The following is a 24,041-nucleotide window of genomic DNA, read 5'->3' on the forward strand; positions in this document are numbered from 1 at the left end:
CGCATCGGTGGCAGTGGGGGCCAGACCGGTCAGGGCCAGCCCGGCCAGGCCGAGCGGGGGCCAGGGGGCGGCATCGGCCTCGTCACCGGTGGCGGGCTCAGCGGGGGAACTGGCCTCTGCGCTTGCGGTGGCGGGGACGGTGGCGTCGCTGGACGTCTCGTCGGCGTGGCCGGGCTTGTCGGTGCTGCGCTTGCTGGTGGGGTCTTTCGCAGCGGTGGTGTCGTCTTTGCTCTGGCTGCTGTCGGTGCTTTTGGGCTTCGGCTTGGCCGAGGCTTCGGACGGGCGCGCGCCCTCCTTGCTGCCCTTCAGCATGGCGTCAAAGTCCTGGCGGCTGCCGGTGCCGCCGCTGGCGCTGTTGCTGCTTCCAGCGGAGGCGCTGCTGGTGCTGGTGCCGGTGGACGGGGCGCTGCCGCCGAGCAGGGTGGGGGACATCACGGGGTACCTCCGGATTCGGCATCTTCGTTCTGGGTCTGGCGGCTGCGACGGGCACCGATGTCGTCCATCTCGCGCTGGTCGCGGCGGTCGACGAGGACCTTTTCCTGGGCGCGATAGCTGGCGGCGAGCTGTTCGAGCACGGCCTTGTCGCGGCTGGCCAGGATCAGGCGGGCGCGCTCGGCCTCGACCTTTTCACGGTTGCTGTCCACGGTCTGGCTTTGCTGGGCGACGGCGCTGTCGAGCCGGTCGAGGAAGGCGCGGCGGTTGAGTAACTGCGCCGGGCTGGTCGCGGCCATCTGCGCGTTGGCGTACTCCTCGGCGTAGCGACGCAGTTCTTCCAGGCGGGCCAGATGGGTGTCGAGCACGCGCTGGCGTTCGGCCAGATCGCGGGCGACGGCGTCTTCATGGTCCTGGGCCCGCTTCAGCAGCGGGTCGATGCGCTTGGACTGGATCATGGCTTAGTTCTCTCTTTCCACCAATTGCTTCAATGCGGCCTGGCTGTGCGGCAGGTCGGCGGCCTTGCCGACGTCCTGGCCCAGGAATTCAACGATCTCCGACCAGCGCTCCAGCGCTTCGTCGGTGGCCGGGTCATTGCCGCGCTGATACGCGCCAATGGCGATCAGGTCGCGGTTGGCCGAGTACGCCGACACCAGCCGCTTGAGTTTGCGGATGCGCAGGCGCCAGGGTTCGTCAGCGATTTCCGTGACCACGCGGCTGACCGACGATTCGACATCGATGGCCGGGTACAGGCCGCTGTCGGCAACCCGGCGCGAGAGCAGAATGTGGCCGTCGAGAATGGCGCGGGCGGCATCGGCGATGGGGTCCTGCGGATCGTCGCCTTCGGTCAGTACCGTGTAGAACGCGGTGATGGAGCCTCGGCCCTTCGCGCCGTTGCCGGCGCGTTCGACCAGCGCAGGCAGCTTGGCGAACACCGAAGGCGGGTAGCCGCGGGTGGTGGGCGGCTCGCCGACGGACAGGCCGATTTCGCGCTGCGCCTGTGCGAAGCGGGTCAGCGAGTCCATCAGCAGCAGCACGTTCAGGCCCTGGTCGCGGAACCATTCGGCGATGGCGGTGGCACGGTAGGCACCGTGCAGGCGGGCCAGCGGCGGCCGGTCGGCCGGGCTGGCAACCACGACGGCGCGGCGCAGGCCTTCTTCGCCGAGGGTGCTTTCGACAAAATCACGGACTTCGCGGCCACGTTCGCCGATCAGCCCGACCACGATCACGTCGGCCGAGGTGTATCGGGTCATCATGCCGAGCAGGGTGGATTTACCCACGCCGGAACCGGCGAACAGGCCGACACGCTGGCCACGGCCGATCGGCAGCAACGCGTTGATCGCGCGCACGCCGACGTCCAGTGGCTGGGTGATGGGTTCGCGGGCCAGCGGGTTGATCGCCACGCCGGCCATGCCGACGGTGCCCTCGGCGCGGATCGGGCCCTTGCCGTCCAGCGGCACGCCGTCGCTGTCGATCACGCGGCCGAGCAGGCCTTCGCCGACTTCAACACCCCCACGGCCCAGCACGGGGACCACGCGGGCATTCGGCAGCAGGCCGTGCAGTTCGGCGCTGGGCATCAGGTAGGTACGTTCGCCGGCGAAGCCGACCACTTCGGCATCGACCCACGCGCCACCGGCTACTTCGACCTTGCAGCTGGCTCCCATCGGCGATTCGCAGCCGACCGCTTCCAGGGTAAGGCCGACCGCGCGGCGCAGCACGCCTTCGCGGATCAGGCCGCGACCATGGGTGGCATCGGGCTTGATCCCGTCGAGCCGGGCCGCCAGGCGCAGATTGCGGGCGGCGGCCCAATCGGCCGGCGGCGGGGGCAGGGGTTCGGTGTTCATGCGCCGGCTCCAGTGGTGCGCAGCACGGCATCCAGGGCACCGCGCAGACGCGCTTCCAGGGTGCCGTCCACGCGCACGGCCTCGGCGTGCACGCGCAGGTCGCCGCGGCTCAGGCTGAGATCAGGCACCAGGCGCTGCTGCGGGGACAGCTGCAGCAGCGGTGCAAGCGCGGCGATATCGTCGGGGTGCAGGCGCACTTCCACCTCGCGGCTGGCTCCGCCGACCGCGTCGACCGCTTCATGCACCAGCTGGCCGAGCAGGGCCGGGTCGGCCTCGTAGGCGCGGCCGACCAGGGTGCCGGCGATGCGCACGGCGAGCTCGCCCAGCGCGGCGACCACTTCGTTCTCAAGTCGCACCAGTGGCCGGCTGAAATTGTCGAGGATGCCTTCGATCTGGGCGACCAGGCGGCGCACTTCGGCCTGGCCCTGGGCATGGCCATCGGCATGACCGCGCTCGAAGCCTTCCTTCTCGGCCGCATCCTGGATCTGCTGGATTTCTTCCAGTGTGGGCGGCTGCAGGACCGGTTCGGGCTCGTGCTCGGGGTCGAGCCCGGTGAGCTCGTAGTCATCTTCCTGCGGCAGCTCAGGCGCAGCCAGCAAGTCGGGGGCCATCCAGCGCACGGCGTTGTTCACAGCATGGCCTCCGCGCTGCCACCCAGGGTCACAGTGCCTTCGTCAGCCATGCGCTTGACGATGGCCAGGATCTCGCGTTGTGCGGCTTCGACGTCGGACAGACGCACCGGACCACGCGCTTCCATGTCTTCCAGCAGGATCTCGGCGGCGCGCTGGGACATGTTGCGGGTGATCTTGTCGCGCACCTTGATGTCGGCACCACGCAGGGCCAGGCCCAGGCGTTCGCCGCTGACTTCGCGCAGCACCAGCTGCATTTCGCGGTCTTCCAGGTCGATCAGGTCGTCGAACACGAACATCTTTTCCTGGATGCGCGCACTGAGCGGGGCATCGATGCGCGAGATCTCGCCCAGGATCGCCTGGTCCTGGCCGCTGTCCATGAAGTTCAGGATGTTGGCCGCGCACTGCACGCCGCCGATGTTGGACGACTTCAGGTTCTGGTTGCCGGCAAACTGGCGCTCCATGATCTCGTTGAGCTCGTTCAGCGCGTTCGGCGGAATGCCGTCCAGGGTGGCAATGCGCAGCAGCACGTCGACGCGGGTGCGCTCGGGCAGCAGCTTCAGCGCATCGGCGGCCTGGTCGGTTTCCAGGTGGGCCATGACGATGGCGATGATCTGCGGGTGCTCGTTGCGGACCAGGTCGGCCACCGCACGCGGGTCCATCCACTTCAGCGCGTCCAGGCCGGTGGTGTTGCGGCCGAGCAGAATGCGGTCGATCAGGTTGCCGGCCTTCTCGCTGCCGAGTGCCTGCACCAGCATGTTGCGGATGTAGTCGTCCGAGCCCACGCCGAGCGAGGTCTTGGAGCCCAGTTCGGTGTTGAACTGGTCCATGACCCGTTCGACCTGCTCGCGGGTGATGTCGCTCATGGTCGCCATCGCGATGCCGATTTTCTGTACTTCCTTGGGCTCCATGTGACGCAGCACTTCGGCTGCTTCCAGCTCACCCAGGGACAGCAGCAGGACGGCAGCGCGCTGCACGCCACTCAACGGTGCGGGATTCTCAATCATTGGCCACCCACCCCTTGACCACCTGGGCCACGCGCTTGGAATCGGTCTTTACAGCTTCACGCGCCATGCGCAGTCGTTCCTCATAGGAGTCCACCGGCAGCGCCAGCGGCTCGTTGCCGGACAGGTTGACCCGGTCGCCGGCCAGCAGCGGCAGGCCTTCGCCATCGTCCACCAGCTGCACGTCGGCGCTGTGCGGTTCCTGGGTCAGTTCCTTGACCGGCTTGGCCGGGCCAGTGATCGAGCGCAGCGCCGGGCGCAGCACGCCGAACAGCAGCGCCAGCACCACGATCGCGCCGAGCAGCAGACGCAGGCCGTCCTGCACCTGCGGCAGTTCCCACCACTTCGGCGCTTCCACCGGGGTGGATTCGCGCACGAACGGAGCATTCATCACGCTGACGGTGTCGCCACGCTCGGCATTGAAGCCGACGGCTTGTTTCACCAGTGCTTCGACGCGGGTCAGTTCGGCTGCCGACAGCGGTTGTTTCACGGTCTTGCCGTTGGCACCGGGGCGCGGCACGTTGTCGAGCAGCACCGCCACCGAGACGCGCTTGATGCGGCCGGCCGGTTGACGGGTGTGCTGCAGAGTGCGGTCCAGCTCGTAGTTGCGGGTGGCGTTGCGCGAGGTTTCGGTCGGGGTCTGCGCGGTCGGCGGCGCGGCGGCGGCTCCCGGCGGAGTATTGCTGGCGGCACCCGGCACGCCCTGCGGGCCGGCTTCGGTGCTGGTGTTTTCGCTGGTCTGCTCGCTGCGCAGCTTCTGCGGCTCGCCGTTGTACAGCTCGCGGGCTTCTTCAGTGACCGAGAAGTCCATGTCCACACTGACTTCCGGATTGACCCGGCCGGGGCCGGTCATCGGTTCCAGCAGTTCACGGATGCGCTGGTTGAACGAGGTTTCCTGGCGGCGCACCTGTTCGAACTGGGCGGCATTCACCGCCGCTTCGCTGTTCGGGTCGGACACGCTGAGCATGCGGCCGCTCTGGTCGACCACGGTCACCCGCTCGGCGGCCAGATCGGGAATGCTGGCGGCGACCATGTGCACGATGGCATCGATCTGGCCGCGTTCCAGCTGCTGGCCGCCGCGCAGCTCCAGCACCACCGAGGCGCTGGCCACGTCACGCTGGCGGGTGAAGGCGCTGGGCTTGGGAATGGCCAGGTGCACGCGTGAATCGCGCACCGGGCGCAGGGTATTGATGGTGCGTGACAGCTCGGTTTCCAGCGAGTGCTGGTAGCGCGCGTTTTCCATGAACTGGCTGACACCGAAGCCGGGGTCGCGTTCCATCAGCTCAAAGCCCAGGCGGCCACTGTCGGTCAGGCCGGAGCCGGCCAGCTTCAGGCGCGCGTCGTGCAGGTTCTTTTCCGGCACGGTGATGCCGCCGGTGGCCGGGTCCAGCTCGAACGGAATCTGCGCAGCACGCAGCAGGTCGGTCGCTTCGGCCGTGGCCTTCTGGTCCAGCCCGGTGTACAGCGGCACCATGCCGGGCTTCTGCGACCAGAAGAACACGAACAGGCCTGCCGCCACAGCCACGGCGATCATCGCCATCAGGCCGAGCCGACGGGTGATCTGCAGGCTTTGCAGCCGGTCAAACCACTGGCCCGCCTTTTCGGCGTTCAGGGATTCCTTGGTGAGCGACAGGGCCATGCGGGTCTATCCTTACAGCGGCATGTTCATCACGTCCTGGTAAGCCTGGACGAGACGGTTGCGGACTTCCACGGTGGCGCGGAAGGCGATCGAAGACTGCTGCGAGGCGACCATGACCTTGGCCAGGTCGGCACCGGGTTCGCCCAGTTCAAAGGCGCGCGCGAGCGCGCCGGACTTCTGCTGGGCCTCGTTGACGCCGGCCAGCGCACCCTTGAGGGTGTCGGTGAAGCTGGGGGCCTGTACGTCCTGGGTGCCGGCCAGCCCCTGCAGCGCATTGGTCTGCGGGGTTTCGGCCAGCGGGTTGACCGCGGTGGTCCCCATCTGGGTCTGATAGGTGCGGATCTGGGACAGGATCGAAGTGACGGAATGTGACATCTGGAGCGTTCCGAAAACAGGGATGGGAGTACACCCGGATACCTTGCAAGCCCCGTGCCGAAATCGCTGAGTGGTTCAGATTTGTGGTGATGTGAAGATGTGTGAGGCAGCCCGCCGGGGCCAAGTCAGCGAACTGGCGCGAAAAATGTGACGTAGTTCCGGTGTGACGCCCGGTCGCAGGCAGTGCGCCGGAACCCCGGCGTCTAAAATCTGGCGGCCACACACATCGACGCCCGGGACGGGCCCGGGCGTCGAGGTTCCCCAACGGTGTCCTCTACCAGGTGAAGCCGAGGCCACCGCCGTAGGAGCGCTCCTTGCCTGCGAGGGAAACGCCGAGCGATGCCGCAGTGCGCTCGCTGATACGGCGGCGATAGCCGATGGCGATTGCCTGCTCGCCGTCGGTTGAGCCCACGCCGACGCCTAACCAGTTTTCTTTCACATCGGGCATGCCGAGGCTGTGGACCTGGGCCATGGCCATCGCGCCCTGGCGGCTGATCCGGCGATCGACTTTGCGCAGCTGCTCGTCAATGGCATCGAGCCGAGCATCCACGCCGGCGAATCGATCATCGACGCCGGCGAAACGGTCATTCATCTCGGCGCGCAGCTGGTCCAGGTCGGCAGCCGCAACGCCACCACCGCTACCGCCGAGCAGGGCGATCTGCTGGTCGGTGTAGCTGTTGGCCTGCTGCAGGGCACCGTCGGTGTAGGTATTGGCCTGCTGCAGGGCACCGTCTGTATAGGTGTTGGCCTCCTGCAGCGTGGTCGCGGCGGTGTCGTTGAGCTGGCTGACGTTGACGCCATCGGTGTCGGCGGTGCCGGCGGCGACGTTGGTGACCCGGCGTTCGGCACCGGCGGCACCGACGGACACGGTGTTGTCCTGGTCGGCGACCGAGTTGGCACCGATGGCAACCGAGTTAACGGCGGAGGCGGCGCTGTTGTAGCCAATGGCGGTGGACGCATCGGCGCTGGCGTTGGCGCTGCGCCCCATGGCGGAAGCAAACTCACCGGCGGCATTGCTTGATCCACCGACGGCGAGCGTGTTGTCACCGGCGGCGGTTGCCCCGGTGCCCAGGGCGGTGCCCAGGCCGCCCGGTGAGGTGGCACCGTCACCGCAGGCAAATGCACTTCCGCCGGTCGCGGTCGGCGCTACGCCGCCGGTCTGGTTACAGACCGATTGTGCCCATACCGGCGCGGCGCAGAGCACCAGGCCAAGGGCGAGAGTAAGACGGGCGGGGGAGAGGAAGGCGGCAAGCGGACGCACGCCGCGCGCAGAACGGGTATCCCTGGAACGTGCCATGGTCGAGGTCTCCGTCAGCAGCGCGCCCCGGCCTGTGTTGGGAGGCCGGCGTGGCTGCAAGAATCCCCCGATTCCCCGCAGACCGGACAGCAGCGGTAACGCCCCTGCCGGCATGCAGCTGTGGGCGACCCTAGTCGCCCTTGCGTCATGGTGTTGTGAAAACAATTTTTAGAAGATGAGCGGCGTGTCGCAGATTTGAAGATTGCACACGCCGCGAGGGCCGGCCAACGGCCGGCGCTACTGTTACCCCGCCAGTTCGGTCTGGTCGCGCTCGATGCCGTATTTGCGGAGCTTTTCCACCAGGGTGGTACGGCGCAGGCCGAGCAGCTGGGCGGCGTGGGCGACCACGCCCTGGGTCCGTTCCAGTGCTTCGTTGATCAACGTCAGCTCGATGTTGGCCATGTGGTTGCGCAGATCCAGACCGTCGTCGGGCAGGGCGGGCGCACGTGCGGCGGCCGGATCCTGGGCGGAGGCCGGCGTGCCGGTACCCGGGGTATGGAACGAGAAACTGCGCAGGTCCAGACGTTCGTCACTGCTGGCTGCCGGTGCCGGGGCCGTAACCGGTGCGGCGGGATTGAAATCACCCCGGTAACGCGCCGGCAGGTCCTGCACCCGCACCGTGCCGCCGGGATGCAGCACCGCCAGGCGCTCGACCAGGTTGGTCAGTTCGCGCACATTGCCCGGCCACTCGTAGGCGGCCAGCGCCTGCAGCGCTTCCGGGCTGAAGCGCACTTCGCCACGTCCGGTGCGTGCCAGTTGAGCGGCGATGGTGCCGACCAGCGCGGGAAGGTCTTCGGTGCGGTCCCGCAGCGACGGGACTTCAATCGGGAACACGTTGAGGCGGTAGAACAGATCCTCGCGGAACTTGCCTTCGGCGATGCGCGATTCCAGGTCACGGTGGGTTGCCGCGACCACGCGCACATTGCAGCGGATGGTCTGGTTGCCGCCCACGCGCTCGAAGCTGCGCTCCTGCAGCACACGCAGCAGCTTCACCTGCATTGGCAGGCTCATGTCGCCGATTTCGTCGAGCAGCAGGGTGCCGCCCTCGGCCATTTCAAAGCGACCCTTGCGCGCACTCAGCGCACCGGTGAAGGCCCCTTTTTCGTGACCAAACAATTCGCTTTCCAGCAGGTCTGCCGGAATCGCGCCGCAGTTGATGGCGACGAACGGGCCGTCGCGGCGCGGCGAGCGCTGGTGAATGGAACGCGACACGACTTCCTTGCCGGTGCCCGATTCGCCCAGGACCAGCACGGTGGTGTCGAATGCCGCCACCTGCTCGATCATCTGGCGCAGCTCGGTTACCGCTGCACCGTCCCCGGTGGGGCCGTTGTCCTGTGCGGCACCGGCCTGGTGCTCGGCGTCCAGCCGCTTCAGGCTGGCGCGGCGCAGCAGCGCTTCCATCTGCGCGTGACGCAGCGGTGCTTCCAGCGGCCACACATTGGCTTCGTGCAGACCGTGACGCTGCGCGAAGGCGGCGGTGTCGCCGTCGATCAGCATCACCGGCGGCGGCAGCGTGCCGTGGCCGGCCCACGCGAACAGCGCGTCGGTGGCCGGGCTCTGCTCGAGGCTGCCAATGATGACGGCCATCCAGTCGTTGCTGCGCTGGCGGCTGCTGTCGAAATCGCCGGCATCGACGACCCAGCGTGGATTGAAATCCATGAATTCCAGCAGGGCGACGGTGCGCTCGGCGCGTACGGCGTCGTTGTCCAGTACCAGGATGCGCGACTCGCTCATGCCGGTACTCCCTTCAGCCCCTCCAGTATCGGCATGACCTCCTGGATGTAGGACAGCTTGCTGACGAAGTTGTCCGCACCTGCGCGCAGGGCATGCTCGCGGTGCTCGGCGTCATCGAAGTGGCTGGCAATGACGATGTAAGGCGCATCGTCCTGGGTCTTGATCAGGCGGGTGGCCTGCAGTCCGCCCATTTCGGGCATGGCCAGGTCCATCAGCACCACCTGCGGGCGCAGCGATTCGGAACTGGCAATGGCTTCCAGGCCATTTCCGGCGCTGCCCACGATCTCCAGCCAGTCGACCTTGCGGAAGTGGCGCATCGCGGCGTTGATGAAGCCCTCGTGGTCGTCGACCAGCAGGACGGTGAGCTTGTTCATGACGTGTACTTCCTTCAGCCCACCCGGGCCAATAGCGGGGACCGGGCGCCGGCCCGGCGGCGTTCACGGGCCGGGGCAATGTCCAGTTGTTCGCGGTATTTTGCAACGGTACGACGGGCAATGTTCACCCCCTGACGTGACAGAAGTCCCGCAATCGCTTCATCAGCCAGCGGGCGGCCTGCCGGTTCAGCATCGATCAGGCGGCGCACCATGGCTTTGACCGCCTGCCCGGAGACGCTGGCCCCTTCCAGGCGGACCGCGAAGAAGTGCTTCAGTTCCAGGGTGCCACGGGGGGTCTGCAGGTACTTTCCGGTGGTAATGCGCGAAACGGTGGATTCATGCATGCCGATGGCGTCGGCCACTTCCTTCAGGGTCAGCGGGGCCATGGCCTCTTCACCGCGGGTGAGGAAACCAGACTGGCGCTCGATGATCACTGCCGTGGTGCGCAGCAGGGTGTCGTAGCGCATCGACAGGCCGCGGGTCAGCCAGCGCGCTTCCTGCAGCATGTCACGCAGCGGCTGGGCACTGTCGCCGGCGTCGGCCAGCGCCTGTTCGTAGCCCGGGTTGACGCTGAGGCGGCGGCTGGTGGCCGGGTTCAAGGCCACGCGCCACTGGCCGTCGGCGTGCCAGGCGATGACATCGGGAATGACCGCACCGTTGCTGTCCGGCAGCAGGCTTTCGCCCGGGCGCGGCTGCAGCGAGAGAATCAGGCGCACCGCCTCATGGATGTCGGCAACCTCGGCGTCGAGCTGGCGGGCCAGCGCGTCGTAGTCGTGGCCGGCCAGCAGGGCCAGGCCGTGGTCCAGCACGCGCTGGGCCAGGTGACGGGCCGGAACCCGGCCATGCAGCGCCTGCAGCTGCGCCGACAGGCATTCGTGCAGGTCGCGCGCGGCCAGCCCGGCCGGGTCGCCGTGCAGGATCTGCTGGCGCACCGCTTCCACACCGGCGGCATCCATGTCGCTGCGCGCGCTGGCCAGCAGCTGCAGCTGTTCCAGCGGCGCGGTCAGGTAGCCGGCGTCGTCGCAGTGTTCCAGCCAGAAACCGGCGACGTCGAGCTGACGGGCGTCCAGTTCCAGCGACAGGCGCTGCAGGGCGCGCAGCTGCGGATCGCTGGATTCGTCAGCGGCAATGCGCTGCATGCGGTCGTCGTCGCCGTCATTCCAGCTGGCACCGGCCACGTCCCACAGGCCGCTTTCGGGCAGCTCGTCGAACGCGGCGACCTCGACCTGGGTGTTTTCAACCTGGGTGGGGGCGGCGTCCTGCTCGGGGGCCTCTTCCAGTTCCAGCAGCGGGTTGGTCTCCAGCGCACGGCGGATTTCCAGTTCCAGCTGCAGGCCGTCAAGCTGCAGCAGTCGGATCGACTGCAGCAGCTGCGGCGTGAGGTGAAGTTGCTGACCCAGCTGGGTCGACAGTGTCGGCTTCATGCGTGTTCCCCGTCGCACCGCGTCCCCGGTGCGTTCTGGAACACATCTTGCTTGTACCGCGCCAGGGGGGAAATCAGGGGGTTCCTGAGTGCGGTCATTCATTTCCCGACGGGGTGTAGGGGTATTCCTTACATGAGCGCGGCAATTTGACGCTGGTTGCATCCAAGTAGCTGATTTTTGGTGCGCGTGACGATGCTGGATCGTTCGGAATTCCGACGGTGAGCGGCCGTGGCGGGTGTGTGCGTCGGGGAATTGTCGCGGAGCAGCGGGGCAAGCCCCGCTCTACGGTTATTCGAGTTCGTGCTGGTGGCGGGCGGCCAGCAGCAGCAGGTCGTTGGCACGACGGCAACCCAACGATTCCATCATGCGCGCGCGGTGGGTCTCGACCGTCTTCACGCTGATGCCGAGGTCGGCAGCGATTTCCTTGTTGCTTTCACCCTTGCCGATCTGGCGCAGGATTTCGCGCTGGCGCGGGGACAGCGCGGCAATGCCGACCGGCTTTTCCCGGCCCAGCATGGGGGCGAGCATCTTGGCCGAGATCTGCGGGCTCAGGAACACCTGGCCGGCATGGGCGGCGCGCAGCGCCAGTTCCAGTTCCTGTGGGGCGGCGTCCTTGACCACGAAGCCGACCGCGCCGCGATCCAGTGCGTCGCGCACGTGCACGGCATCGTCGTGCATGGTCATCATCACCACCCGGGTGCCGGGGGCACGCATCAGGATGTCACTCAGTGCTTCCAGCCCGGTACGGCCGGGCAGGGACAGGTCCATCAGGATCACATCGGGCGAGTGCTGCAGGGCCAGCTGCAGGGCCTGTTCGGCATTGCTGGCCTCGGCCACCACGGCTACGTCGGCGAAGGTCTGCAGCAGCCGGCCCAGGCCAGCCCGGACCAAAGTGTGGTCGTCGACGATGAGAACGCGCACAGGAGTGAGTGTGAGGAAAGGTGAGGACAAGTCCTTCACATTACCCGTTCACGACCTGATCGCCAAGCGTACGTAATGTCAATAAGGACGTTTCTGTCAGGATTCCCGCCCACGGCGGCTTTCTGCGATCTGACGGCGGTGCAGGCGGAACAGGTGCCGTTCCAGGGCCATTTCCAGGGCGTCGCTGACCGGCTCGAAGCGCAGCCACAGGTAGTAGGCCCCGCCGCCGGTGGCGGCCTCGGCCAGCACCGAGACCGGCAGGTCGATATGGTCGGGCAGCCAGTCGCACGGCTGCAGGCGGATCACGCCCAGATTGCCCGGCACCGCCGAACTGCGGTTACCCAGCTCCAGGCGGATGCCTCGGCGCGACCAGCGCAGGGGGCGCAGCGGCAGGTCCTGGGCTCCCTGGCGGACCAGCCGGCCCAGCAGCACCATCACCAGGTCCAGCTTGGCTTCCAGCCGCAGCAGGTGCTGGCTGGATTCGCCGCGCTCGTCGTGGCCGTCGTCACCGCGGCTGTCTTCGACCAGGGCGACGCTGCGCAGCAGGGTTTCGGCACTGCCCGGGCGGATGACCGCGCTGCCCAGGCGGAATTCAGCGGGCAGGGCGACGTCGCAGCTCAGGGTTTCGTCGAACAGCGCGCTTTCGGCGGGATGCAGGACTTCACTGGCGCGGGGATCGTTCATGCCAGCGATTCTGCGCGCAGGTACGCGAGCGAAGCGCGAACGGCGCGTCGGCCGGCGGTGATGTGTTCGCCGGCCTCGTCGCGGCGGGCGGCCATGCGGATGCTCAGCTGTTGCTGGCGGGCGATCAGCCCGTGCAGCGCGCCGGCGTCGATCTGACCCTGGTCGCCGTCGAGCCAGGCGCGGACCTGGCCGTCGTAGGTATCCATCAGCCGCTGGGTGAGGTCATGGTCCTCGCCTTCGACGGCGGCGGACAGCTCGTCCAGCGCTGCATGCAGCAGCTGCACGTCATCGATGGCGAGCGCGGCGTTCATCAGGCACCCACCGCAGCGGGCTGGCGCTGATCATGCGGAATGGCGTTCCAGGCGGCGTCGATCTCGCTCAACAGCTGCAGCGACTCCTGCAGGGCAGCCGCGTCGTTGTGCAGATTGGCATGGGTCAGGCGCTGCATGACGTAGTCGTACAGGGCCGACAGGTTGCCCGCGATGTCGCCGCCCGCCTCATGGTCGAGCGAGCCATTGAGGTGGCCGACGATGGCGCAGGCCTCACCGATGGCCTTGCCCTTGCGCGCCTGGTCGTTGCGCTCCAGGCAGGCCTCGGCCAGACGGACGCGCTCGCAGGCCCCGGCCAGCAGCAGCGCAACCAGCTTGTGCGGGTCGGCGTCGGTGACGGCGGTGGCAACGCCCACCTTGCGGTACTGCTCTGCGTACTGACGGCTGGAACCGTACATTCGAAACTTCTCCTCTCGTACCGGAACCTGCAGCGGCTGCGGTTCCTGGTGGTACCGGGCGCTGCCCGGTCAGCCCCATCGCACGGCAATGGCGGTGGGTGTTGCCCTCAATATCGGCGCTGATGGGTGCAAACTTGAGGAACGGTGTGAGAAACGGTGATCAGCTGCTGGTCTTCTTGGCCAGCGCCTGGGTCAGGCTGTCGCTGGTGGTCTGCATCTGGGTAACCAGCGTTTCCATGGCGGTGAACTGCTTGGTGTAGCGATCGGAGACCTTCTCCATGCGCGCATCGAGCGCGTCCAGGCGGCTTTCCAGGTCTTTGATCTGCTTGTCCAGCGAGTTCTTGCGCTGGGTAAGGGTGCCGGTTTCCTTGTCCAGGTTGCTTTTCAGCAAGCTGTCCATGGATTTGCCGATGGTGCCCTCGGTGCCGAACAGCTTGGCGACGGCTTCCGGGTCCTTTCCGATCGCGGTTTCCATCTTGGCGCTGTCCAGAGTCAGCGTGCCGTCGGCGGCCATCGTGACGCCCATGTCCTTGAGCGAATTGACATTGGTGCTGAACTGGCTGCGCAGCTGCTGCTGCAGGCCGCGGACCATGGCATCGCCGGTCAGCGCAGCCGCGGTATTGGTAGCGGTGTTGTAGGCGCTGGAGGACTTCAGCGCGCTGTTCATCGCGTTGTAAGCGGCCACGAAGGCGGCCATGTCAGTTTTCAGCGAGGTGTTGTCACGGGCGATGGTAAGGGTCTGGGTCTTGCCCGCCTCGGTACCGGCCTTGGTCAGGGTGAGGTTCACCCCGGGCACGATGTCGCTGATGGTGTTGGAGCTGGAGGTGCGGGTAAAGCCATCGACGATGACCACGGCATCCTTGGGCTCCACGGTCTGGGTCATGCCCGAGCCGGCGGTGCCGTCGTAGGTCAGATCGGCCAGCCCGCCGTTACCGCCGCTGGTGCTGACGGTGATGGCACCGGCCAGGCCGGTATCGGTGGCACTGAGCACCAGGTGCTGGCCGTCGTCGGCGGTGATGACGCTGGCGGTGACGCCCTTGCCACCGGCGGCCTTGTTGATGGCGGCGGCGATGTCGGACAGCTTGCTGTCTTCCTTGATGGTGACATCAAGTGTGGTTTCACCGTACTTGAGGGTCAGGGTGCCGTCACCGACCACGGAATCCTTGGCGAAGCCCTTGGAGCTGAGCTTCTGGCCCTGCGCCAGCGATTTGACTTCCACCTGATGGGTGCCGGCGGCGGCGCTGGCGGCTCCATCGGAGGTGTCGATGGTGGCGCTGAAGTTGGAATCGGTAACCGTGGTGGCCTTGAATGCCGGCTTGTCGGCGTTCTTCATCAGGCTGGCCAGGGTGGTCTGCAGGTTGGTCATGCCACTGGTGAGGGTGGCGATCGCCGACAATTTGGCGCTGGCGGCGGTGCCGGCGGCATTGATCTGGTTTTCCTGCGGCTCGCGCTCCTTGGCGACCAGCTGGGCCACCAGGGTGGGGATGTCGAGGCCGGTACCGATGGTTCCAATTGCCATGTCTGCAGTCCTGTATTCGTAACGGTGGGCACGCAACCGCCTGCTGTGCCTGCAGGGGGTATCGGCCCGAAACGGGAAGTCTTGAACCAATGGCTCATGGGGGCCTTGGTAATGCGGGATCTTATGCAAGCCCTGTGCCAGCACGCCCCAGTCAGAGGGTCGGTGGCCACGGGGAAATGCCACGGCAACATCAAAGGCGATGTCGATTTGGGGTCATGCGTTACCGGGTTTTTTGGAGTTTCACGGCGATCGTCTGTCGACCGATCCCACCAAAGCAGGTCAAGTGCAGGGACAAGTGATGAGTTGGTTTTGATCGTCCGTGGCCACCGACGCACTGTCGTGGCGGTTCGGGGTGGGCTGGAGGGGGCATGAGCCGCATGGATGCGGCGACTGAGCCTACAGGGACGTACTTGCGGCGTCCCCCGGAACGCCCATCCCGAGCCGCCAACCCAGAGATACCATGACCACCGGCTGTTCGCCTGACTCCAACAGCAGCCGGGCAAGCCCGGCGCTACGCAGCCTGTCGAATGCCAGCCAATAACGAGCAACAAAAAACCCGGCCGGAGCCGGGCTTTTTGCTCTACGCGTGAAGCAACGACTTACTGCAGCAGGCTCATGACGCTCTGCGGCGACTGGTTGGCCTGGGCGAGCATCGCGGTACCGGCCTGCTGCAGGATCTGCGTGCGGGTCAGTTCAGCGGTTTCCTTGGCGTAGTCGGTGTCGCGGATACGGCTGCGCGAGGCCGACAGGTTTTCCGAGGTGGTGTTCAGGTTGGCAATCGTCGAGGTAAAGCGGTTCTGGATCGCACCCATGTCGGCACGCGAACTGTTGACCGCAGTCAGAGCCTTGTCGACGATCGACAGCGCCTGCTGGGCACCGGCCACCTTGGAGATGTCCAGGTCCGAAGCGAACTGGCTGGCCAGCGCAGCACCCGCGACGGCGGTGGTCGGGGTGGCCGGGGTCGGCGCGGTGATGCCGGTCCAGGTACCCGCGGTGACGGTGATGGCGTTGAACACGCCCTTGTCGTCCACGCTGTTCTTGACAGAGGTCAGGTCGATCGTGCCGGTGGTGGTGCTGACCGTGGCGTAGACGCCGGCCTGGTCCATCTTTTCGTTGATGGCGCTGGCAACAGCGGCGACCGTTGCCTTCTGCGTGGCGGCAGCATCGACACCCGCTTTCACAGTGACGTCGGACAGGGTATACGCGGTGCCGTCGGCACCCTTGATCGTCATGCCCTTGACGGTGACGTCGCCGTTGGTGGCCGGCACGCCGATGGCCAGGGTGCTCTTGTCGAACTTTGCGCCGCCCAGCGCCGAGCTGCTGGCGTTGACGATGCTCTTGATGCCGATGGTCTGACCCGAGTCGGCACCGACCTGGAACAGCGCGCCGCCGAACGAACCGTCCAGCAGTTTGGTGCCGTTGAAGTTGGTCTGGCGGGAAACGCGGTCGATTTCCGAGACCAGCTGCTTCACTTCGGCGTTCAGTGCTTCACGGTCGCTGTCGGAGTTGGTGGCGTTGGCCGACTGCACCGACAGTTCACGGATACGCTGCAGGTTGTTGCCGATTTCGACCATCGCGCCTTCGGCGGTCTGGGCCAGCGAAATGCCGTCGTTGGCGTTGCGCACGGCAACGTCCAGGCCGCGGATCTGGGTGCTGAAGCGTTCGGAGATCGCCAGACCGGCGGCGTCGTCCTTGGCGCTGTTGATGCGCAGACCCGACGACAGACGCTGGATCGTCGTGGCCAGGCTGGAGCCGCTGGTCGACAGATTGCGCTGCGCGTTGAGCGACATCACATTGGTGTTGATGACTTGTGCCATTTTCGTGCTCCTGGTGGCGAGTGTGATGTCGCCGGATGATGGAGGTGTTTCCCCTTGCGGAGGTGCCACGCAAGGTATTCATGTCGTGGCTGAAGTCATTAGCGACATTCTGTCAACAACCTTTAATCAAACCATCAGGAAAAACCTCGATTCCGTCGCGTTTCTGCAGGTTGGCGAGCAAAGAAAAACCCGGCCGAAGCCGGGTTTCTGGCGTTGGACCTGTCTCAGGGGATCAGCCCTGCAGCAGGCTCATCACGCTGGACGGCGACTGGTTGGCCTGGGCCAGCATCGCGGTACCGGCCTGCTGCAGGATCTGCGTGCGGGTCAGTTCAGCGGTTTCCTTGGCGTAGTCGGTGTCGCGGATACGGCTGCGCGAGGCCGACAGGTTCTCCGAGGTGGTGCCGAGGTTGGCGATGGTCGAGGTGAAGCGGTTCTGGATCGCACCCATGTCGGCACGCGAGCTGTTGACCGCCTTCAGTGCCTTGTCGACCACGTCGATGGCCTGCTGGGCACCGACGACCTTGGAGATGTCCAGGCCGGCGGCGTAGCTCTTCGTAGCCGGTGCGGCGGCTGACACAGTGAAGGTCGGGGCGGTCTTCGCGGCCGGCGTTGCAGCCGTGTCGGTCCAGGTGCCGGCAGTGACGGTGAATGCCTTGAACGCGCCCGCGGCGTCGGTGCTGTCCTTGATCGCGGTCAGATTGACCTTGGTGGCGTCGGTGCCGTCAACTGCGGCGTAGACGCCGGTCTGGTCCATCTTCTCGTTGATCGCAGCGGCAACCGCCTTGGCAGCAGCACCCTGCATGTCGGCCGCAGTGGTGCCCGTCGCCTTCACGTTGATGTCGCCGAGGTCAATCGCCTTGCCGTCCGAGCCGGTCACCTTCATGCCGGTGATCTTCAGGCCCTGGCCGGCGGTAACCGCACCGGCGGCGATGGTCAGCGAGTTCTTGTCAAACTGCGAACCACCGAGCGCCGAGCTGCTGGCATCGACGATGCTCTTGATGCCGATGGTCTGGCCCGAGTCGGCACCGACCTGGAACAGCGCACCGCCGAACGAACCGTCCAGCAGTTTGGTGCCGTTGAAGTTGGTCTGGCGGGAAACGCGGTCGATTTCCGAGACCAGCTGCTTCACTTCGGCGTTCAGTGCTTCACGGTCGCTGTCGGAGTTGGTGGCGTTGGCCGACTGCACCGACAGTTCACGGATACGCTGCAGGTTGTTGCCGATTTCGACCATCGCGCCTTCGGCGGTCTGGGCCAGCGAAATGCCGTCGTTGGCGTTGCGCACGGCAACGTCCAGGCCGCGGATCTGGGTGCTGAAGCGTTCGGAGATCGCCAGACCGGCGGCGTCGTCCTTGGCGCTGTTGATGCGCAGACCCGACGACAGACGCTGGATCGTCGTGGCCAGGCTGGAGCCGCTGGTCGACAGATTGCGCTGCGCGTTGAGCGACATCACATTGGTGTTGATGACTTGTGCCATTTTCTTGCTCCTGGTGGCGAAGTGTCGCCGTGTAGTGGAGGTGCTTCCCCTTGCGGGGTGCCGGGGATGGCAATCACGCAGTGGTTGCAGTCAATAGCGTCACTATTTCGGCAAGCTTTAGCAGGAAAAGGGCGAAAATGCGGCAGTTTTCGGCGATTCTCTGCAACGAAAAACCCGGCCGAAGCCGGGTTTCAGGCGTTGGACCTGACTCAGGGGATCAACCCTGCAGCAGGCTCATCACGCTGGACGGCGACTGGTTGGCCTGGGCCAGCATTGCGGTACCGGCCTGCTGCAGGATCTGCGTCCGGGTCAGTTCAGCGGTTTCCTTGGCGTAGTCGGTGTCGCGGATACGGCTGCGCGAGGCCGACAGATTTTCCGAGGTGGTGCTGAGGTTGGCGATGGTGGAGGTGAAGCGGTTCTGGATCGCACCCATGTCGGCACGCGAGCTGTTCACAGCGGTCAGTGCCTTGTCGACGATGGACAGTGCCTGCTGCGCGCCTTCCACCGAGGAGATATCGAGGTCGCTGGCGTAATTGGTCTTCAGCGCAGCCTGTGCGGCGGCATTGGTCGGGGCGTAGGCTGCGCCCGGCAGTGCAACACCGGTGGTGGTGCCGACACTGCCGAAGGTGACGTTGATGGCGTTGAACGTGCCGGTGTCGGTCACATTGTTCTTGACCGAGGTCAGCGAGATCGCACCCGATGCACCTGCTTCAGCGTAGACACCGGTCTGATCCATCTTTTCGTTGATGGCGGCAGCGACGGCGGCGGTGGCGGCCTTCTGCGTGGCAGCGAGGTCAACGCCTGCCTTCACTTCGATATCGGACAGCGTGTAAGCCTTGCCGTCGGCACCCGTGATCGCCATGCCGGTGATCTTGACGTCACCGTTGGTGGCACCCTGGGCGAGGGTGAACGAACCGGTATCGAACTTGGCACCACCCAGCGCGCCAGCGCTGGCGTCGACGATCTTGCTGATGCCGATGGTCTGGCCGGAGTCGGCACCGACCTGGAACAGCGCGCCTTCGAACGAACCGTCCAGCAGCTTGGTGCCGTTGAAGTTGGTCTGGCGGGAAACGCGGTCGATTTCCGAGACCAGCTGCTTCACTTCGGCGTTCAGTGCTTCACGGTCGCTGTCGGAGTTGGTGGCGTTGGCCGACTGCACCGACAGTTCACGGATACGCTGCAGGTTGTTGCCGATTTCGACCATCGCGCCTTCGGCGGTCTGGGCCAGCGAAATGCCGTCGTTGGCGTTGCGCACGGCAACGTCCAGGCCGCGGATCTGGGTGCTGAAGCGCTCGGAGATCGCCAGGCCGGCGGCATCGTCCTTGGCGCTGTTGATGCGCAGGCCGGAGGACAGGCGCTGGATGGTGGTAGCCAGGCTGGAGCCGCTGGTGGACAGGTTGCGCTGTGCGTTCAGCGACATCACATTGGTGTTGATGACTTGTGCCATTGCCGTTCTCCTGATGCGTATCTGGTGTTGCTTGGATGGGGTGCCCCGGGGGAGGCAGTAGGGCGATGTGCCCTGGTTGAAAACAATAACGACACGTTTCCGGGAACCTTTAGGGTCCAATTTCGGAAATTTTTCCGGCTGTCAAGGTTTGGGGCGCGGGGGCAACAAAAAACCCGGCCGGAGCCGGGTTTTTCGCGTTACACCTGAAGGAAGGGCTTAGCCCTGCAGCAGGCTCATCACGCTGGACGGCGACTGGTTGGCCTGGGCCAGCATCGCGGTACCGGCCTGCTGCAGGATCTGCGTGCGGGTCAGTTCAGCGGTTTCCTTGGCGTAGTCGGTGTCGCGGATACGGCTGCGCGAGGCCGACAGGTTCTCCGAGGTGGTGCCGAGGTTGGCGATGGTCGAGGTGAAGCGGTTCTGGATCGCACCCATGTCGGCACGCGAGCTGTTGACCGACTTCAGCGCGTCGTCAACGATGGACAGCGCCTTCTGGGCACCGGCCACCGAGGAGATGTCCAGGCCACTGACGGTGTCACGGGCGTCCGCGTCAACCGCCGCTTCGATGCCGGTGAAGTCTGCGTCCAGCCCCGTGGCGTCCGAGGTGGCTTCGGTGAATGCCAGCGCTTCGCCCGACTTCAGCGAGGTCAGCTCCAGCTTGTTGTCCTTGTCCAGCGAGGCGTAGACGCCGGTCTGGTCCATCTTGTCGTTGATGGCGTTGACCAGCTTCTTGTTGACGTCAGCTGCCTTGTCGCCGATGGCGACTTCGATGTCGTCGACCTTGATGCCGTTGATTTCCATGCCCGACACCTTGCCGGCGGCGGTGGCGGTACCGGTGAGTACGGCCGCGTCGGAGGTCTGCTTGGCGGCATACAGGCCGTTGCCCAGCTCCGAGGTGCTGGAATTGACGATGCTCTTGATGCCGATGGTCTGGCCCGAATCCGCGCCGATCTGGAACAGTGCGCCCGAGAAGGTGCCGTCCAGCAGCTTGGTGCCGTTGAAGTTGGTCTGACGGCTGACGCGGTCGATTTCCGAGACCAGCTGCTTCACTTCCGCGTTCAGCGCTTCGCGGTCGCTGTCGGAGTTGGTGGCGTTGGCCGACTGCACCGACAGTTCACGGATGCGCTGCAGGTTGTTGCCGATTTCCACCATCGCGCCTTCGGCGGTCTGGGCCAGCGAAATACCGTCGTTGGCATTGCGCACGGCCACGTCCAAACCACGGATCTGGGTGCTGAAGCGCTCGGAAATCGCCAGGCCGGCGGCGTCATCCTTGGCGCTGTTGATGCGCAGGCCCGAGGACAGGCGTTGGATCGTGGTGGCCAGGCTGGAACCGCTGGTGGACAGATTTCGCTGCGCGTTCAGCGACATCACGTTGGTATTGATTACTTGTGCCATGTATCTGTTTCCTGTGGGCAATGTCCGGCCACGGCGTGCACCCGGACTGACGCAGGAACCGCATCAGTGAATGACGCAGTGCTTGCAGGAGGGATAACGGCGAAGTGTGAGAATGCTTGAGAAAAAAAACGCCAAACACCTCACCCAGGGCAGGGTGAGGGGCGGTGGAAGGCCCGTGGCACAAGGCTTTCAGCATGGTGACGCGGAATGCGCGTCACGCTGTCGCAATCAGCGGATGGCGTTGAAAAGACTCATCTGCTGCATCTGGGTGAAGATGGTCTGCGCGGCCTGCAGTGATATCTGCTCCAGCTGGTATTGGCCGATCGCTTCCGCGTAATCCAGGTCGCGCATGGCCGACAACGTGGTCTTGAGTGTGACGCTGTTCGCGTCTCTGAGCGCGCCGGCATCATCGATCGCCTTCAGCTGGGCACCGCCAGCGGCACGCGCATCGATGAACTTTTCAGACGCGCGGGCCACGTCGCGGATCGCGCCCTGCAGCACGTTCTGCTGCTGGGCAACCGCAGTCGGGTCATCGGCGGCGGTGTCGAGGGCGGTGATCAGCCCATCCAGGGTGGCAAAGATGTCGCGCGAACTGGCCGCACCCACGCCGAAGCTGTCACCCGCGGCGGGCTCACCTTCAATGCGCATGGAAACACCCTGGAACGTGATGTCCTCGCCGGCCTTGAAGGCACCGGTCTGGACCACGGTGTTGGTGGCGTCCACCACCTCGTAGGTATCGGCCGCGGTAAAGCGCACGGTGTAGCTCTGGCCGTTCCAGCTGCCCGAGGCAGCATGCTGGCCGAAGGTGGTCAGCACGCCGGTACCGGTGTTGCCGGCGGCGGCACTGCCGTCCAGGCGACCATCGCCGGTGGGAATGCGCAGGAAGATCTCACTGCCCGGCAGCACGTCCTTGACGAAGGTGTCCGGGGCCACTTCGATCTGACGCTGGGTCTGGTCACCGCTGTAGGTCACCACGCCGTTGCTCAGCTTGAAGGGGGCTTCGGAGTCGTTGGTGCCGCCAAACAGGTAGCGGCCCGTGCCGTCGGTGCTGTTGGCCAGCGCCAGCAGGCCTTCCTGCACGCTCTTCAGCTCCGAGGCGATGGCCTTGAGGTCGGACGAGGACAGCGCCGGGTTGTTGGCCTGGATGGTCAGCTCGGTGATGTGCGCCATCATGTCGCCGGCCTGGGCCAGCGCGTTTTCCTGCAGGCCCAGACGGTTCTGCACCACGTCGCCGTTGCGCTCGAAGCGCTCCAGTTCGGCCACGGCGCGGTCCAGCCCGACGGCGGTGCCGGCGGCAACCGGGTCGTCTTTCGCGCTCACCAGCTTCTTGCCGGTGGCCAGCTGCTGTTCGAGGTGGTTCATCTTGCTCTGCTTGGCCATCATCAGGTTGATGGACTGGTTGAACATCATCCCGGTGGAGATTCGGTTGTTCATCGCGATACGGCCCCCAGGATGGTCTGGAACATGGTGTCGGCAGTGGAAATGAGCTGCGAGGCGGCCTGGTAGGCCTGCTGCAGGCGGAGCATGTCGGCGGCTTCTTCGTCGAGGTTCACGCCGGAAATGGAGTCACGTGCGGCCTGTGCCTGGTCGGTGATCACCTGCTGCGCCTGCAGCGAGTAGTCGGCGGCGCGAGCGGCAGAGCCGACCAGGGTGGTCAGCCCGCCCAGCGCGCCATTGAGCGTGACGGTGCCGTCATTGAAGGCCTTGGCGTCCTCCACCTTGGCCAGCAGCAGCGCGTTGCTGTTGTCGCTGGAACCGGCCGGGGTCGGTGTGATGTTGAAGCTGTCGCCGGTCTTGGGCGCACCATCCAGCACGAAGCTCCAGCCATTGGCGCTGATCGTACCGCCGGCGGTGTAGGTGAACGGCCCGGTGCCGTCGATGGTGTACTCGGTGGCGCTGGTGAAGACGATGGCCGCTGGGTTGCGCAGGTTAGCGTTGGCGTAGTCGGTCACGGCCACGCCGCTGACCTTGCCGGTGCCGGTGTTGGTCAGGCCGGCGGCGGCCTTCACCGGCGCGGCGGCGGCAATGCGCGAGGTGTCGGTGATCGCCACCGACAGGCTGCCGGCCACGCCCGCGGTGGGCTGCAGCAGGAAGCGGTCATTGTTGGCCGGCGCGCCGGACATCACCAGCTCGACGCCATTGATGACCAGCGGGTCGGCGGCGGTGCCGGTGCCGGTCATCGGAATGGCCGCGCCAGTGTCGGCACGGGTCGCCTGCCAGCTGGTGCCGTTGAACTGCAGCATCACGTTCTGGCCGTCCAGCTTGGACAGGTCGCCGTAGGCAGCGCTGAAGTTGGCACTGCCGGTGTTGCCGGTATTGCCGGTGATGCGCGGGCTGCCGAAGTTGAAGAAGTCCGCCCCCATCTGGCCGTAAAGATCCACGCCGTTGTGGTGAGCGTCGTTGAAGCTGCTGGCCAGGCCCACCGCCAGACGGCCGAGCTCGGCCTGGGTCGGGGTCAGCACGGTCTGGCGGAACTCCAGCAGGCCGCCGATCTGGCCGCCCAGGTTCTTCGGGTCCAGGGTGATCTTCTGGCCCTGGGTTTCCAGCGCCAGCTGCAGGCGCTCCGGCTGGTACGGATCGGTGACCGTGGTGACCTTGGTGGCACTGGTGCCCACCACCAGGGCCTGGCCGCCGGCGGTATAGACGTTCATGAAACCGCCGTCCTGCATCACCGCGGTACCGCCGGTGTAGCCGATCAGGTTGGCGATCAGCTGGTCACGGCGGTCCAGCAGGTCCGGCGCGGCGTTGCTGGCGTTGCTGCCGATGGCGCCATTGATCTGGGCGATCTCGGCAGCGAGGCGATTGACTTCGGAAGCACCGGCGATGAGACCGTTGTTGACCTCTTCATTGAGGCTGTTGAGGTTCTCGTTGAGCTGTTTGAAGCGTTGCACCAGATTACCGGCCGAGTCCAGCATGTTCTGCCGGTCGGCGGTGCCGGAGGCGTTGGACGACAGCCCGCTGACCGTGTCGAAGAAGCTCGACCACACCCCGGACACATTGGTCGCGGTGTCCGAGAACAGGCTGTCGACGCGGTCGGCGAGGGTGGAGAGCTGCTTCAACCGTGCCAGCTCGCCGCTGCCGTCGAGCAGCCGCGAGATCGCCAGCTGGTCGGCCACGCGGCGGATGTCGCTGATACGGGTGCCGTTACCGACGTCGCCATAGCCCAGGTTCTGTGGAGTGGCGGTGGTGAAGTCAACTTTCTGCCGGCTGTAGCCAGGCGTGTTGATGTTGGCGACGTTGTGGCTGGTGGTGGCCAGGGCACGCTGGAAGGCGAGCAGGGCACTGGTGCCGGTGGAAAGTACGGACAT

Annotated in this window: 21 protein-coding genes and 1 pseudogene; all 22 read right to left on the minus strand. The window is 65.9% G+C overall.

The genetic code is table 11. The features are described from left to right. Positions 1 to 432, minus strand: a pseudogene (locus tag RT551_RS14695) (hypothetical protein); the annotation flags it as partial. Beyond that, complete coding sequence (gene fliJ, locus RT551_RS14700) at positions 432 to 890, minus strand: flagellar export protein FliJ (protein ID WP_311191143.1); 459 nt, start codon at positions 888 to 890, stop codon at positions 432 to 434. The gene fliJ and the pseudogene RT551_RS14695, both read right to left, overlap by 1 nt. A gap of 3 nt (positions 891 to 893) precedes the next feature. Beyond that, positions 894 to 2,276, minus strand: a complete 1,383-nt coding sequence (locus RT551_RS14705) for a FliI/YscN family ATPase (RefSeq protein WP_313460048.1) — start codon at positions 2,274 to 2,276, stop codon at positions 894 to 896. Next, on the minus strand, positions 2,273 to 2,908 hold the full coding sequence (locus tag RT551_RS14710; RefSeq protein WP_313460051.1) for a FliH/SctL family protein: 636 nt from the start codon (positions 2,906 to 2,908) through the stop codon (positions 2,273 to 2,275). The genes RT551_RS14705 and RT551_RS14710 overlap by 4 nt, the downstream gene beginning before the upstream one ends. Continuing rightward, positions 2,905 to 3,891, minus strand: a complete 987-nt coding sequence (fliG, locus tag RT551_RS14715) for a flagellar motor switch protein FliG (protein ID WP_311193812.1) — start codon at positions 3,889 to 3,891, stop codon at positions 2,905 to 2,907. The genes RT551_RS14710 and fliG overlap by 4 nt, the downstream gene beginning before the upstream one ends. A gap of 13 nt (positions 3,892 to 3,904) precedes the next feature. After that, positions 3,905 to 5,548 (minus strand): flagellar basal-body MS-ring/collar protein FliF, encoded by a 1,644-nt coding sequence (gene fliF / locus RT551_RS14720; RefSeq protein ID WP_313460054.1) that lies wholly within the window; start codon positions 5,546 to 5,548, stop codon positions 3,905 to 3,907. A 12-nt stretch (positions 5,549 to 5,560) separates the two neighbouring features. Further along, positions 5,561 to 5,923, minus strand: a complete 363-nt coding sequence (fliE, locus tag RT551_RS14725; RefSeq protein WP_313460056.1) for a flagellar hook-basal body complex protein FliE — start codon at positions 5,921 to 5,923, stop codon at positions 5,561 to 5,563. 274 nt (positions 5,924 to 6,197) lie between these two features. Further along, on the minus strand, positions 6,198 to 7,220 hold the full coding sequence (locus tag RT551_RS14730) for a YadA-like family protein (RefSeq protein WP_313460059.1): 1,023 nt from the start codon (positions 7,218 to 7,220) through the stop codon (positions 6,198 to 6,200). A 243-nt stretch (positions 7,221 to 7,463) separates the two neighbouring features. Further along, positions 7,464 to 8,954: a sigma-54 dependent transcriptional regulator gene (locus RT551_RS14735; RefSeq protein WP_313460061.1), complete on the minus strand. Its 1,491-nt coding sequence runs from the start codon at positions 8,952 to 8,954 to the stop codon at positions 7,464 to 7,466. Next, entirely contained in the window at positions 8,951 to 9,328 is a 378-nt protein-coding gene (locus tag RT551_RS14740; protein WP_311191150.1) for a response regulator transcription factor, read from the minus strand. Before RT551_RS14740 ends, RT551_RS14735 begins: the two co-directional genes overlap by 4 nt. A 14-nt stretch (positions 9,329 to 9,342) precedes the next feature. Continuing rightward, entirely contained in the window at positions 9,343 to 10,752 is a 1,410-nt protein-coding gene (gene rpoN, locus RT551_RS14745; RefSeq protein ID WP_313460065.1) for an RNA polymerase factor sigma-54, read from the minus strand. A gap of 288 nt (positions 10,753 to 11,040) precedes the next feature. Beyond that, positions 11,041 to 11,673 (minus strand): response regulator transcription factor, encoded by a 633-nt coding sequence (locus RT551_RS14750; RefSeq protein ID WP_311193813.1) that lies wholly within the window; start codon positions 11,671 to 11,673, stop codon positions 11,041 to 11,043. 96 nt (positions 11,674 to 11,769) lie between these two features. After that, positions 11,770 to 12,357, minus strand: a complete 588-nt coding sequence (locus tag RT551_RS14755) for a PilZ domain-containing protein (RefSeq protein ID WP_313460068.1) — start codon at positions 12,355 to 12,357, stop codon at positions 11,770 to 11,772. After that, positions 12,354 to 12,668, minus strand: a complete 315-nt coding sequence (locus RT551_RS14760) for a hypothetical protein (RefSeq protein WP_313460071.1) — start codon at positions 12,666 to 12,668, stop codon at positions 12,354 to 12,356. The genes RT551_RS14755 and RT551_RS14760 overlap by 4 nt, the downstream gene beginning before the upstream one ends. After that, positions 12,668 to 13,084 (minus strand): flagellar export chaperone FliS, encoded by a 417-nt coding sequence (gene fliS / locus RT551_RS14765; RefSeq protein WP_313460074.1) that lies wholly within the window; start codon positions 13,082 to 13,084, stop codon positions 12,668 to 12,670. Before fliS ends, RT551_RS14760 begins: the two co-directional genes overlap by 1 nt. A gap of 160 nt (positions 13,085 to 13,244) precedes the next feature. Next, a complete protein-coding gene (gene fliD, locus RT551_RS14770; protein ID WP_313460076.1) occupies positions 13,245 to 14,603 on the minus strand; it encodes a flagellar filament capping protein FliD in 1,359 nt (452 codons plus the stop codon). A 599-nt stretch (positions 14,604 to 15,202) separates the two neighbouring features. Then, positions 15,203 to 16,420, minus strand: a complete 1,218-nt coding sequence (locus tag RT551_RS14775) for a flagellin (RefSeq protein ID WP_313460078.1) — start codon at positions 16,418 to 16,420, stop codon at positions 15,203 to 15,205. Between the two features lie 232 nt (positions 16,421 to 16,652). Then, the gene (locus RT551_RS14780; protein ID WP_313460080.1) at positions 16,653 to 17,894 is read right to left on the minus strand and encodes a flagellin; all 1,242 of its coding nucleotides are present in this window, start codon (positions 17,892 to 17,894) and stop codon (positions 16,653 to 16,655) included. A gap of 217 nt (positions 17,895 to 18,111) precedes the next feature. Then, positions 18,112 to 19,341 (minus strand): flagellin, encoded by a 1,230-nt coding sequence (locus RT551_RS14785; protein WP_313460083.1) that lies wholly within the window; start codon positions 19,339 to 19,341, stop codon positions 18,112 to 18,114. 216 nt (positions 19,342 to 19,557) lie between these two features. After that, positions 19,558 to 20,733, minus strand: coding sequence for a flagellin (locus tag RT551_RS14790; RefSeq protein WP_313460085.1), 1,176 nt, complete (start codon positions 20,731 to 20,733; stop codon positions 19,558 to 19,560). Between the two features lie 228 nt (positions 20,734 to 20,961). Beyond that, complete coding sequence (gene flgL, locus RT551_RS14795; protein ID WP_313460088.1) at positions 20,962 to 22,167, minus strand: flagellar hook-associated protein FlgL; 1,206 nt, start codon at positions 22,165 to 22,167, stop codon at positions 20,962 to 20,964. Further along, the gene (gene flgK, locus RT551_RS14800) at positions 22,164 to 24,041 is read right to left on the minus strand and encodes a flagellar hook-associated protein FlgK (protein WP_313460091.1); all 1,878 of its coding nucleotides are present in this window, start codon (positions 24,039 to 24,041) and stop codon (positions 22,164 to 22,166) included. The genes flgL and flgK overlap by 4 nt, the downstream gene beginning before the upstream one ends.

The sequence above is a fragment of the Stenotrophomonas sp. genome (assembly GCF_032103445.1).
In the GTDB taxonomy this organism is placed as follows: Bacteria; Pseudomonadota; Gammaproteobacteria; order Xanthomonadales; family Xanthomonadaceae; genus Stenotrophomonas.

Bases quoted from the DNA above. Each gene is read 5' to 3' on its own strand.
- RT551_RS14735 (WP_313460061.1), bottom strand. From the start codon at position 8,954: ATGAGCGAGTCGCGCATCCTGGTACTGGACAACGACGCCGTACGCGCC.
- rpoN (WP_313460065.1), bottom strand. From the start codon at position 10,752: ATGAAGCCGACACTGTCGACCCAGCTGGGTCAGCAACTTCACCTCACG.
- RT551_RS14780 (WP_313460080.1), bottom strand. From the start codon at position 17,894: ATGGCACAAGTCATCAACACCAATGTGATGTCGCTCAACGCGCAGCGC.
- fliD (WP_313460076.1), bottom strand. From the start codon at position 14,603: ATGGCAATTGGAACCATCGGTACCGGCCTCGACATCCCCACCCTGGTG.
- fliJ (WP_311191143.1), bottom strand. From the start codon at position 890: ATGATCCAGTCCAAGCGCATCGACCCGCTGCTGAAGCGGGCCCAGGAC.
- RT551_RS14775 (WP_313460078.1), bottom strand. From the start codon at position 16,420: ATGGCACAAGTCATCAACACCAATGTGATGTCGCTCAACGCGCAGCGC.
- RT551_RS14730 (WP_313460059.1), bottom strand. From the start codon at position 7,220: ATGGCACGTTCCAGGGATACCCGTTCTGCGCGCGGCGTGCGTCCGCTT.
- fliE (WP_313460056.1), bottom strand. From the start codon at position 5,923: ATGTCACATTCCGTCACTTCGATCCTGTCCCAGATCCGCACCTATCAG.
- RT551_RS14760 (WP_313460071.1), bottom strand. From the start codon at position 12,668: ATGAACGCCGCGCTCGCCATCGATGACGTGCAGCTGCTGCATGCAGCG.
- RT551_RS14740 (WP_311191150.1), bottom strand. From the start codon at position 9,328: ATGAACAAGCTCACCGTCCTGCTGGTCGACGACCACGAGGGCTTCATC.
- RT551_RS14790 (WP_313460085.1), bottom strand. From the start codon at position 20,733: ATGGCACAAGTAATCAATACCAACGTGATGTCGCTGAACGCGCAGCGA.
- RT551_RS14755 (WP_313460068.1), bottom strand. From the start codon at position 12,357: ATGAACGATCCCCGCGCCAGTGAAGTCCTGCATCCCGCCGAAAGCGCG.
- RT551_RS14705 (WP_313460048.1), bottom strand. From the start codon at position 2,276: ATGAACACCGAACCCCTGCCCCCGCCGCCGGCCGATTGGGCCGCCGCC.
- fliS (WP_313460074.1), bottom strand. From the start codon at position 13,084: ATGTACGGTTCCAGCCGTCAGTACGCAGAGCAGTACCGCAAGGTGGGC.
- fliF (WP_313460054.1), bottom strand. From the start codon at position 5,548: ATGGCCCTGTCGCTCACCAAGGAATCCCTGAACGCCGAAAAGGCGGGC.
- flgK (WP_313460091.1), bottom strand. From the start codon at position 24,041: ATGTCCGTACTTTCCACCGGCACCAGTGCCCTGCTCGCCTTCCAGCGT.
- RT551_RS14785 (WP_313460083.1), bottom strand. From the start codon at position 19,341: ATGGCACAAGTCATCAACACCAATGTGATGTCGCTGAACGCACAGCGC.
- flgL (WP_313460088.1), bottom strand. From the start codon at position 22,167: ATGAACAACCGAATCTCCACCGGGATGATGTTCAACCAGTCCATCAAC.